The sequence below is a fragment of the Rathayibacter sp. AY2B5 genome (assembly GCF_002931645.1).
Classification (GTDB): Bacteria; Actinomycetota; Actinomycetes; order Actinomycetales; family Microbacteriaceae; genus Rathayibacter.
On sequence record NZ_PSUE01000017.1, the window covers coordinates 67,060 to 76,823 of the forward strand.

Here is a 9,764-nt window from a genome sequence, read left to right on the forward strand (position 1 = left end):
TGGTCGGCCGTAGTCTGCGACAGCACTCGGCCGGTGGGTGCTCCGAGACTCGAGCAGGAGGAACCGATGTCCCTGTCCACGCTGCACGCCACCCGCACCCCGCCGACGCTCACCCGGGTCAACGCCCGGCTGTGGCGCGTGAGCACCGGCTCGGGTGCCGTCGTCGGCCACATCGAGCTGGTCGAGGATCCGCTCGGCGAGCGGTACCGCGCCCGGCTGCTGCGGGCGGGCATGCCCGCCGGCGCCGAGCTCGGCGAGTTCTGGAGCGTCGACGACGCGATCGAGGTCTTCCGCGTCGCCTGACGCGCCGATCCGCCCGGTCGGCGGCGTGCCGAACGGGCGGCGGCGACCGCCCCGGATAGCGTTCGCCCCATGCAGTGGTGGAACGAGTTCATGTCCTGGATCCGCACGAGCGACGGGCACCAGGCGGTCTTCACGGCCGCTGTGGTCCTGCTGGCCGTGGTGGTCGGAGCGATCGTGATCGGCTCCGTCTTCCGGGCCTCCATCGCGCGCCTCATCCGTCAGCAGGATCACGAGCGGAAGAACGCGGTCATCGCGACGCTCGTCGACGCCGCGGTCGACGCCTCGGCCTGGAACGTCCTCAGCAGCCCGGAGCGCGTCCTCAGCGACCGCGCGTCCGCGCAGGCCGAGACGCACCTGCGCCTCCTGCCCGTCAAGGGCTCCGGAGTCGCGGCCAACTGGGCCGCTCACGAGCTCGCCGAGCTGAAGCACACGTCGAGCACCGGCGGCTACCAGACGCAGGCGAGCGTGGGCGAGTTCCGCGACCGCCTCGTGCAGTGGCGGGACAAGCCCGGGCGCGCCCGGAAGGCCTTCCTCGCCGACCTCGAGCGCTGGCGCTTCTCGGAGACGGGTCGAGACCGCTCCGCCGAGTCCGCTCCGTCGTCCGATCGGGCCGCGAGCACCGCCGAGGCCGCTCCCCAGCGCACCGCTCCCCCGGCCGCCGCACCGACCGCCGTCGCACCGGTCGTCGTCGGCGCGGGCTCCGCCTCCGGCTCTGCAGCCCCGCAGACGCCCACGATCGTCCTCCCCGCGTCGGCCGGGGACGCCTCGCAGGAGGAGACCCGCCGCCTGCTCGCCGACGTCGACCGCCTGGAGGTGCCGTCGCGCGAGCGTCCCGTGGAGGAGCTGCCGCCCGTCGACCCGCAGCGCTCGGCTCCTGCCGCCGAGCCGCAGCCGGACGCGGAGCACGACGCGACGCCGCCGGCTCCGGCCGACGGAGACCGCGACGACGTGCCGGCCGACGACGAGGCGGTCGTCCGGGCGGACGAGGCCCGGTTCGAGCGGTCCGCCTCGGACGACGACCGAGGCCAGGACCGCAGCTCGGTCTGAGTGCTCCCGACCACGAGAAGAAGGCCCCGATCGCGAGTGCGATCGGGGCCTTCTCCGTGGTGCGGGCGGTGCGTGTACTGACTAGCTGTGTGCATCACGTGCACGGGCGACTCGGCCGACCAGTACGGCGAGGGGCGCCGCGACGATCGTCCACGCGACGGCGATTCCACCGAGGATGGCGAGGAGCAGCATGGTCGTACCTCCGTTCGTTACGTCGTTGTAATTCCGGACACCCCAAGACTAGGTGCCTGAATGACACTCAAACGACTTCGGGTGGGAAACACGCCGGTGTTGCCTCCGATTTGCCGGTGTGTTACTGGTGGAGCGACCGCGAGTCCTCGTCCGAGGGTCACCGGAGCGGAGGAAAACCCCGTGGGTGCCGGGCGTCACTCCTCGGAGGAGCGCAGCGCCGCCCGAGGAGAGGCCGCGACGCGGTCGAAGGACGGGCGCGAGGCGTCGACGCTGATCCGCACGCCACCGGGACAAGACTAGGGACGGCGACCGGCGCGCTCCCGATCCGATGGTGCCCCCGGCAGGAATCGAACCTGCGACCAAGAGATTCCGACCCGATACCTTGCGGTGGATCGCGGCTCCTCCCGGTTTCTGCCTCTGACCAGGCAGGATAGGTCGGGCTCCCTGGCTCTGGCCGTCCGTGGATCGCCGCTCGTAGCCCTGTTTCCGTCGACTAAACGATGAGCGCCCCGGCCCCCGTCACCCTGTAGCCACGAGTTGCAGGCGTGCGCGGAGGTCGGGGCCTTCGTGCGTCCGGACCCGGTAGTGGCGCTCGGTGATGTCGGTGCCCGCGTGGCCGAGCTGCCGGGACGCCTCGCCGAGGTCTTCAACGAGCGTCGCGACCGACTTCCGGAAGGTGTGCGGCGTGACCCACTCCCACTCCGTGCCCTCCGTGAAGCGCCGCAGCTGCTTCCGGAAGTTGTTCGGATCCCGCACCGTCGAACGCTCGAGGAACAGCGACGGGAAGACGAGGTCGACGTCGCGATCGCGCGCGGCGAGCATGTCGACGATGAAGTCGGGGAGCAGAAGGCGGCGCCGCGAGGTCGAGGACTTCGGGTGCGTCTGGATCGTCATGCCGGCGCCCTTCGTCCAGAGCGTCGTCCCGCGGATCGTTGCGGAGGGGGTGGGCGCGTCGAGGTCGACATCGGTCCAGCGGAGCGCGAAGACCTCGCCGACGCGCGCGCCGGTGCCGGCCATGAAGTCGACAGGGTCGACGACGTCGCCGAGGACGCTGCGCCGGTCGGCGGCCAGCGCGGTCCGGAACGCGCGGAGTTCGTCGAGGGTGAGAGCGCGCACTTCGGGGGGCGTGGATCGGATGGAGCCGACGTCGCGGATGGGGTTCGCGGGGATCGCGTCGAGGCGTGCGGCCATGCCGAGGATGCCGGAGAGGACGCTCTTCGCCTGCTTCGCGGTCGCGGGCCCGCGGGTGCGGGCGAGGGTGCGGAGGAAGGTGTCGCAGCGGGCGGTGGTCATCTCGCGCAGGCGGACGCCGCCGAGGCCCTGGTCGACGTGTGCGAGCGCCTGCCGGTACCGGCGCTCGGTGGTGGGCGCGCGCTGCCCGTCGATCTCGTCCGTCCACCACTTCTCCCCTGCGTCGCGCAGCCGCATCTCCGGGGTGAGCTCGTCGCCGAGAGGGGCGCGGCGCTCGAGGAGGGCACGGGTGAGGAGCTCGCGTGCGTTGCCGGCGCTCTGGGCGCTCTTGCGTTCGACGATGCGGGTGACGCCGTCGTAGTCGCGGAAGCGGGTCCGCGCGACCCAGGGGCCCTTGGCCTTCGGCGCCGGGGTGACGGTGACGACTCCGTTCGAGCCGATCGGTAGCGGCGGGCGTGGCATGGGCGCTCCTAGGCGGTGCGGTGGTCTCGGAGGTAGAGCTCGAGGAGGTGGTCGGTGACGCCGAGCTCGAGCGCCCAGACGCCGGGGTCCGGGCTCATGCGTGCGACGTCGGCGAGGTGATCGGGGGCGATGAGCTTGCGGGCGGCCCACCGGTCGGCGAGGCGTTCGATGCGGGGGGTGGTCTCGGCGTGGCCGAGGCAGACGTGGCCGAGCTCGTGCGCGAGGGTCTGGCGTTCGTGCCAGGCGCGGAGTCCACGCTTCAGGATGATGACGCGCTCGTCGGGGAGCCAGAGGCCGTTGGCGGATCGGATCCTGCCGTGGAGGACGAGAATGCCCAGCCGGTCCGCGTGCTCGTACGGGTCGTACGCGGTGGCGGCCGGGCGGTGACTCATGGGGTCCTGTCGTCGAGGTCCTGTTCGGGGTCGGAGCGATCGGCTGCGATCTGGTCGCCGTACCGGGCGGCGATCTCTTCGTCGGTGAGAGTGTCGAGGGAACCACCGACATTCCGCCGACGCCTATCGGATAGCTGCACGGCTGCCGTGGTCTGCTCGTCCGAGATCGGGTCGGTGAGCTCGGGGTGCTCACCCTCGGCTTCGATGACGCGGCGGAGGATCTCTTCGGCGAGCTGGCGGTCGGTCGCGCTGCGGAGCGCGGCTTCGCTGATGGAGGCGCGCGCCTCGTCGGGGCTGATGTAGCCGGCGGCGACGAAGGCGGGCAGGATCGGCGCACCGTAGGCGCGGCAGATGGCGACGACGGTCGCGGCCTTCATCTCGCCGTCGAGCTGGCGAACGAGGGTGCTCGGGGTGATCCCCGCGGCGAGGGCGACGGAGCGCAGGCTCTTGGTGCCGCTGATCTGTTCGATGTGTTCCCGAAGTGCGTCATTCACGGGTGCGAGTCTGTCGCAACTTTGCGACACCCGCAAGCCGCAGTGCCCCGGAATGACGGGAAAGCACCTAAACACTTCCGCAACAATCACCCCCGTCCGTGTTGCATTCCTGCGTCACGCCGTCGCATACTTGCGACACAGCAACGCAGAACCGCAACGAGGAGGACCGAATGGGAAGCACGCTCCGGATTAAGCCGGGACTGCTCAAGAGGCTCCGCGAGGTTCGCGAGATCCCCAGCGAGGAGCACCAGGCGCGCCTCATGGGAGTCCACCGCGCAACGCTCCGCCGTGTTGACGAGGGTGCACAGCCCTCGGCGGCGTTCATGGTCGCGATGGTCGACACGTTCGGCCTGAGCATCGGCGAAGCGTTCGAGGTCGTGAAGACCCCGTCCCTCGCAGAGCAGAAGCAGAAGGTCGCGGCCTGATGGCCAAGCACCTCACCGTCACCGACCTCGCCGACGAGCTGCAGATCGAGGAGGGTGCCGTCTACCAGATGCGCAACCGCAACCCCGACGCGCTGCCCCCGGCGTTCAAGGTCGGGAAGTACCTGCGCTGGCGTCGCGAAGACGTCGACGCGTGGATCGCGGCCCAACTGCCGACGTCGAACGTGACGCCGATCAGCGGCCGGCGCTCCGCCTAGACCGCCAGCAATCCCGCTGGCAGGGGCCGGCCACCGCGACGTTCTGAGTCGCGGACGGAGACCACCGGCCCCACCCCTCTCACCCACCACACCCCGCGCCGTGGGAGGCGCTGTTCGTCGCGCCTTCCGAAGGGGCGCGCCGGGCACCACACCAGAAGGGAACCGCCATGCTCACGCTCCGCCGCGGTGAGGTCGTCAACCTCGCCGAGTACGTCCCGGCCCTCGTGTCGGCCATGCACCACCGGCTCGACGGTCTCGCCACCGAGTACCGCCTGCTCGCAGGGTCGGCCGCCTGATGCCCGCGAGGAAGTACGACCACGATCTGATCGCCTCGATGATCCGCCGCGGCACGCCCCGACGTGCCATCGCCGAGCACATCGGCTGCCCCATCAGCACCGTCCACCAGGTCGCCACCCGGTTCGGGCTGTCGAACCCGAGGCGCACCCCGTCGAGCCCCACACAGACGGCCGCCCTCTACGGGCCCACTCACGAGGCGGCCGACGCCGACAAGGCCGCCGTGCTCGCCGACCTCGAGCGCCGCGGCCTCGCGGACGACCTCGCCGACATGCTCGGCCTGCGCCCGGCGGTGTCCTCGTGACCGCCGTCGACACGATCCCTGCTGCTGTCGGCGTGCCCGCGGGAATCGCCCTGTGGCTCGCCGTCCTCTGGCCGGCCCTCCCCTCCCGGATCCGGGAGCGGCTGACTCCTCACCGATGGATCGGCGCCCAGGCCCGCTACTGCACCGCCCACCAGCGGTGCCGCGGCCGCCTCCGCTTCTACAACCAGTACGGCGTCCGCATCTGCGAAGCGTGGACCGTCAGCACGCTCGTCTCGGCCGAGTCCCGCGAAGCGCTCGCCCCGGTGATCCACTGCGAGCTCCACCAAGGACACCGCGGCCGCCACTACAGCATCGACGCCGATCGGACGTGGACCCGATGACCGCCCCGCTGCAGTTCTCCGAACCCGCCAAGCCGGTCCCCGCAGACGTCCTCGACGTGCTCGCCGAACGCGCAGACGCAGGCGACGCGTACCTCATCGTCCGCGGCGACGTCGGCGCCCGCCTGCGCCGGAGCCTGCCGAAGGACCACCCGGAGCGGACCGGCTCGCTCTGGGAGCGCCTCGCCGGCTGACTCGACCGCACCTCACCCTCCCCACCCATCACCCGCTCACGAAGGAGCCCCATGTCCGTACAGATTTCCGGCCAGGTCCCCGGCGAGAAGCTCAACGGCCTCGTCGACCTCGCCTCCCAGTTCATCGACGACGAGACCGGCCGCGTGGTCGTCATCGGCGTCGTCGAGCCGTCGAAGATCGTCCACAACGTCGCCAAGCAGGAGACCTACCCCGTCGTGCGGTTCATCCGGATCGACGCGCTGCAGGGCGAGCTCGACGACGCCTCCCGCACCAAGCTCGCCGACGCGGTCAGCGACGGTGACCTCGAGCTCATCGGCCGCGGGCTCCTCGAGGCCGCGTACAAGGCGAGGACCGGGCTCGAGCAGCTCGACTTCGACGCGCCCGACCTCGACGCCGACGAGTGAGCGACCCGACCGAGCGCCTCCACGTCGTCTCGTTCTCCATCCCCGGAGAGCCGAAGGCGAAGGAGCGGCCCCGGCACGGGAAGGGAAACCGCACCTTCACCCCCGCAGCCACCCTCCGCGCCGAAGCGGGCATCGCCGAGCTCTTCAAGGCCGCGTGCGAGCTCGCCGACCCGCTCGCCTGCGACGTCGCCATGCGGCTCGACTTCCACCTCGTGCGCCGCGGCCGCCGCGACGTCGACAACCTCCAGAAGCTCGTGATGGACGCCCTCAACGGCGTCGCCTACGTCGACGACAACCAGGTCGTCGACGTCCGCGCCACGAAGCGCTTCGTCGAGAAGGGCCACGCCGGCTCCTTCATCACCCTCTGGGCCGTCGTGCCCGCAGGCACCCCGATCGCCTGACCACCCACTCACAGAAGGATCACCATGACCAGCCAGACCACCACCCAGCCCGCCGCCGTCGACACGGACGACGAGTCGTACCGCGAGCCCATCGACGTCGCCGCGCTGGCCGCGGAGTACGCCCGGCTCGGCGCGGTCGCCGCCGACGCGAAGGAGCGGCAGGAGCAGATCGCCGAGCAGCTGCGGGAGGGCCTCGAGTTCGGGACGCACCAGGCGGGGAACCTCGCCGTCGCGATCCAGCACAACCGGCGCCCGAACACCGCGCAGATCGAGAAGGACTACCCCGCCGACCAGTACCCCGCGATCTACGTCCCGAAGCTCGACATGGCCGCGTTCCGGAAGTACGTCGCGCCGATCATCGTCGAGAACTACCAGGTCGAGGGCGCCCAGAAGGTGATCGTCAAGTGATGCCGCCCCGCTCGGGATCCGGGGGCGTCTCCTCCTGCCCGGACGGTTCAATCACCTCGACTTGTACGTCGGGCTCGACAGGGTCCGCAGTCTCCGCTTGCTCTTCAGCGGACGCTGCCATGTGCATGAGTACTTCATCTCTCGTCGCCCAGGGTGCCGGCAGGTCGAGCATGGCGAAGCTTTCTTCGATTTCCGCCATGGTGGCGGCTTCTCGAACCATTAAATCAAGGGCGGCCATCTGCTGGAGCTGCCATCCGGTGAGCAGGTGCTCCCCATCGTCTCGAGTAAGTGCCAAGAATGAGAACGTCGAAAATTGGTGTGGGATTCGTCGATACCAGTCCGACGTCCAAGCCTCGGACTTTGGATCGAGGGTTGCAACGAGGGTTGAGGCCGCAACCGCGAGTTCCGTTGCCTGGGCTGTCTGCTCGTCAGGGCTGAGTCCCTTTCGGGCCATCGCAGTTGTTCTCGCAATGATCGCTCTAGCGGCCCTGAGGGCTTCAACGTGTTCCCTGCGCTCACGCTCTTTCCTTAGCCGATCGCGTTCTTCTTTCGCTTCTTCAGCGCGATCGCGACGCTCGTCGTTTGCCTGTTCTTTGAGCGCGGCAATTTCCAATTTGACTGCCTCTAGCGCAGACATTCTGCTATGCCTCGCCGCGAATATCGCAACAATCACCGGAATCAATACCGAAAGGAGTGGCCATACGAAGAAGTTCAAGAAGTCAGCAGTTGCGTCGCCCTCGATAGCGCTAATCAAACGTTCGAAGTCGCATCTGAGCAACGGCGGCGGGCAGTCCATGAGCGCGACCCTATCGGTTCTTGCCTCGTGACCGACGTCGAGCGCGCTTACCTCGGCGTCATCGAGCGGGCGATGGCCGCGCACCCCCGCAGCCACCAGAAGCGCATCGGCCCGTCCGAGATCGGCGACCCCTGCGACAAGGCGATCCTGCACAAGCTCGCGCAGATCCCCGAACCGCCCCGCCCGCCCGCGTGGAAGCCCGCGATCGGCACCGCCGTCCACGCGCAGCTCGAGGAGTGGTTCGACGCCGCGAATCCCGACAGCCACCTCGAGTGGGTCACCGAGAACACCGTCTACGTCGGCGACATCGGCCCCGAACGGATCCTCGGCTCCTGCGACCTCTTCCACATCCCCTCCGGCACCGTCATCGACCACAAGGTCATCGGCGCGAAGCAGCTCGCCCACTACCGGGCGAACGGCCCCTCACCGAAGTACCGCGTGCAGGCGCACCTCTACGGGCTCGGCTACTTCAAGGAGGACGGGTGGGGCATCCCGCGCGAGGTGATGATCGCGTTCCTCCCCCGCGACGGCGAGCTCGGGAAGACGTACCTCTGGCGCGAGCCGTGGAACGCCGGCATCGCCCTCGAAGCGATGAACCGCGCGAACCGCCTGGATCAGCTGTGGCGCCTCGTCGGCCTCGAGAAGGCCGTCGAGATCTCGCCCGGCTGCGACGACCTCTACTGCGCCTGGTGCCGCCTCGACCGGGCCGCCGCCGACCGGAAGAAGGGAGGCCCGCTCTTCACCCTCTGACCGCCACCCCCGCACGACCAGCACGGACCAGCACGACCACCCAGACAGCCCGAAAGGCGAAACCACTCATGTCCCTCTTCGACATCTCCGGCGGCAAGTCCGCCACCTTCAACACCATCGGCGAGACCATCACCGGCACCATCACCCGCGCCCCCTCGGAGCGGCAGGCCACGAAGTACAAGACCACCGACCTCGACTTCTGGCCCTCCGGCGACCCCAAGATGCAGATCCAGGTGCCGCTGCAGACCACCCTCCGCGTCGACCCCGACGACGACGGCGTCCGCACCCTCTACGTCACGAAGTCCAAGGGCGACTCCCGCTTCCGCGCCATCGCCGAAGCGATCGCCGCGGCCGGCGCCGGAGACCTCGCCGTCGGCGGGATCCTCACCGTCACCTACACCGGCAACGACCCGCAGTCGCAGAACCCCGCCAACCCGAAGAAGCTCTACACCGCCACCTACGCGGCGCCCGCGTCCGGCTTCGCTCAGCCCGCGCCCGCCGCCGCACCTCAGCAGCAGCAGGCGCCGGCCGGGTTCCCGTCGCAGGCCATCCCCCAGCAGGCCCCGCAGCAGCAGCAGCAGGCGCCGTTCGTCCCGCAGACCCCGCCGCCCGCGGGGACCTGGCCGGACACCGCTCCGCAGCAGGCCGCCCAGCAGCAGGCCCCCCAGCCCGCCGCACCCGCGGCGGCGCCCGTCGTCGCCGTACACCCATCCGGCCTGCCCGGCGACCTCGTCGAGAAGATCCGCGCCCTCATCGGCATGCAGATCCCCGACGCCGGCATCGCCTCCGCCACCGGCGTCACCCCCGAACAGGTCGCCGCGGTCCGCGCCTCCTGACCCGCTCCGGCACCACCCCGCGCCGAGCGGTCCTCGGCACCCGCACCACCCAGAAGGAGAAGAACGTGAACCAGGCAGAGATGGACGCGCTGCGTCAGAAGATCGCCACCGCCCTCAGCCGCGCCGGCATGGAGGCGACCCTCTCGCCCGACGAGGGCGACGCCGTCTACGTCAGCGACGGCGACGCGGACATCGTGCTCACCCTCGAGGTCCTGTAGCCCGACCCGCTCGGCGGTGGCGATCTTCTGACGCGTGGGCTCCATCTCTGCCTGCTTCCTGTAGTACTTCGTCTGGGAGCACCATGTGCCCAGCACCTT

18 protein-coding genes are annotated in these 9,764 nt (G+C 70.0%); 14 read left to right on the plus strand and 4 right to left on the minus strand.

Annotation, left to right across the window (positions count from 1 at the left end; translation table 11 throughout):
• The first annotated feature begins 66 nt into the window (after positions 1-66).
• Both C5C30_RS11690 and C5C30_RS11695 read left to right on the plus strand, forming a co-directional pair.
• A complete protein-coding gene (locus C5C30_RS11690; protein WP_104223715.1) occupies positions 67-303 on the plus strand; it encodes a hypothetical protein in 237 nt (78 codons plus the stop codon).
• A 69-nt stretch (positions 304-372) separates the two neighbouring features.
• Positions 373-1,350: a hypothetical protein gene (locus C5C30_RS11695; protein WP_104288237.1), complete on the plus strand. Its 978-nt coding sequence runs from the start codon at positions 373-375 to the stop codon at positions 1,348-1,350.
• A 711-nt stretch (positions 1,351-2,061) separates the two neighbouring features.
• Here C5C30_RS11695 and xerC read toward each other — a convergent pair.
• Genes xerC through C5C30_RS11710 form a run of 3 tightly spaced genes read right to left on the minus strand, consistent with a single transcriptional unit; the run spans position 2,062 to position 4,171 of the window.
• The gene (gene xerC, locus C5C30_RS11700; protein WP_104333780.1) at positions 2,062-3,195 is read right to left on the minus strand and encodes a tyrosine recombinase XerC; all 1,134 of its coding nucleotides are present in this window, start codon (positions 3,193-3,195) and stop codon (positions 2,062-2,064) included.
• Positions 3,196-3,203: 8 nt separating this feature from the next.
• Positions 3,204-3,587 (minus strand): ImmA/IrrE family metallo-endopeptidase, encoded by a 384-nt coding sequence (locus C5C30_RS11705; RefSeq protein ID WP_104333781.1) that lies wholly within the window; start codon positions 3,585-3,587, stop codon positions 3,204-3,206.
• Positions 3,584-4,171 carry a hypothetical protein gene (locus tag C5C30_RS11710; protein WP_104333782.1) on the minus strand — a complete coding sequence of 196 codons (588 nt, stop codon included), beginning with the start codon at positions 4,169-4,171 and terminating at the stop codon, positions 3,584-3,586. The genes C5C30_RS11705 and C5C30_RS11710 overlap by 4 nt, the downstream gene beginning before the upstream one ends.
• Before the next feature lie 80 nt (positions 4,172-4,251).
• Between C5C30_RS11710 and C5C30_RS11715 the strand changes: the two genes are divergently transcribed.
• The 9 genes from C5C30_RS11715 to C5C30_RS11750 all read left to right on the plus strand — a co-directional run bounded on the left by C5C30_RS11715 (position 4,252) and on the right by C5C30_RS11750 (position 7,065).
• Complete coding sequence (locus C5C30_RS11715) at positions 4,252-4,506, plus strand: helix-turn-helix transcriptional regulator (protein ID WP_104324458.1); 255 nt, start codon at positions 4,252-4,254, stop codon at positions 4,504-4,506.
• Positions 4,506-4,721: a helix-turn-helix domain-containing protein gene (locus C5C30_RS11720; RefSeq protein ID WP_104333783.1), complete on the plus strand. Its 216-nt coding sequence runs from the start codon at positions 4,506-4,508 to the stop codon at positions 4,719-4,721. The genes C5C30_RS11715 and C5C30_RS11720 overlap by 1 nt, the downstream gene beginning before the upstream one ends.
• A 167-nt stretch (positions 4,722-4,888) precedes the next feature.
• Complete coding sequence (locus C5C30_RS18075; RefSeq protein WP_258065919.1) at positions 4,889-5,017, plus strand: hypothetical protein; 129 nt, start codon at positions 4,889-4,891, stop codon at positions 5,015-5,017.
• Positions 5,017-5,319: a hypothetical protein gene (locus tag C5C30_RS11725; protein ID WP_104333784.1), complete on the plus strand. Its 303-nt coding sequence runs from the start codon at positions 5,017-5,019 to the stop codon at positions 5,317-5,319. The genes C5C30_RS18075 and C5C30_RS11725 overlap by 1 nt, the downstream gene beginning before the upstream one ends.
• Positions 5,316-5,660: a hypothetical protein gene (locus tag C5C30_RS11730; RefSeq protein ID WP_104333785.1), complete on the plus strand. Its 345-nt coding sequence runs from the start codon at positions 5,316-5,318 to the stop codon at positions 5,658-5,660. Before C5C30_RS11725 ends, C5C30_RS11730 begins: the two co-directional genes overlap by 4 nt.
• Positions 5,657-5,851 (plus strand): hypothetical protein, encoded by a 195-nt coding sequence (locus tag C5C30_RS11735; RefSeq protein WP_146081524.1) that lies wholly within the window; start codon positions 5,657-5,659, stop codon positions 5,849-5,851. Before C5C30_RS11730 ends, C5C30_RS11735 begins: the two co-directional genes overlap by 4 nt.
• A gap of 51 nt (positions 5,852-5,902) precedes the next feature.
• Positions 5,903-6,256 (plus strand): hypothetical protein, encoded by a 354-nt coding sequence (locus C5C30_RS11740; RefSeq protein ID WP_104333787.1) that lies wholly within the window; start codon positions 5,903-5,905, stop codon positions 6,254-6,256.
• Complete coding sequence (locus C5C30_RS11745) at positions 6,253-6,657, plus strand: RusA family crossover junction endodeoxyribonuclease (protein WP_146081525.1); 405 nt, start codon at positions 6,253-6,255, stop codon at positions 6,655-6,657. The genes C5C30_RS11740 and C5C30_RS11745 overlap by 4 nt, the downstream gene beginning before the upstream one ends.
• Positions 6,658-6,681: 24 nt before the next feature.
• Positions 6,682-7,065, plus strand: a complete 384-nt coding sequence (locus tag C5C30_RS11750) for a hypothetical protein (protein WP_104333788.1) — start codon at positions 6,682-6,684, stop codon at positions 7,063-7,065.
• On the opposite strand, the gene C5C30_RS17355 is transcribed toward C5C30_RS11750, so the two are convergent.
• A complete protein-coding gene (locus tag C5C30_RS17355; protein WP_146081526.1) occupies positions 7,058-7,861 on the minus strand; it encodes a hypothetical protein in 804 nt (267 codons plus the stop codon). The genes C5C30_RS11750 and C5C30_RS17355 overlap by 8 nt on opposite strands.
• A 27-nt stretch (positions 7,862-7,888) precedes the next feature.
• Between C5C30_RS17355 and C5C30_RS11760 the strand changes: the two genes are divergently transcribed.
• From C5C30_RS11760 to C5C30_RS17695, 3 genes are all read left to right on the plus strand, one after another.
• Positions 7,889-8,611: a hypothetical protein gene (locus C5C30_RS11760; RefSeq protein ID WP_104333790.1), complete on the plus strand. Its 723-nt coding sequence runs from the start codon at positions 7,889-7,891 to the stop codon at positions 8,609-8,611.
• A 68-nt stretch (positions 8,612-8,679) separates the two neighbouring features.
• Positions 8,680-9,447 carry a hypothetical protein gene (locus C5C30_RS11765; protein WP_104333791.1) on the plus strand — a complete coding sequence of 256 codons (768 nt, stop codon included), beginning with the start codon at positions 8,680-8,682 and terminating at the stop codon, positions 9,445-9,447.
• A 65-nt stretch (positions 9,448-9,512) separates the two neighbouring features.
• Positions 9,513-9,665 (plus strand): hypothetical protein, encoded by a 153-nt coding sequence (locus C5C30_RS17695; protein WP_181028868.1) that lies wholly within the window; start codon positions 9,513-9,515, stop codon positions 9,663-9,665.
• Positions 9,666-9,764: the final 99 nt, after the last annotated feature.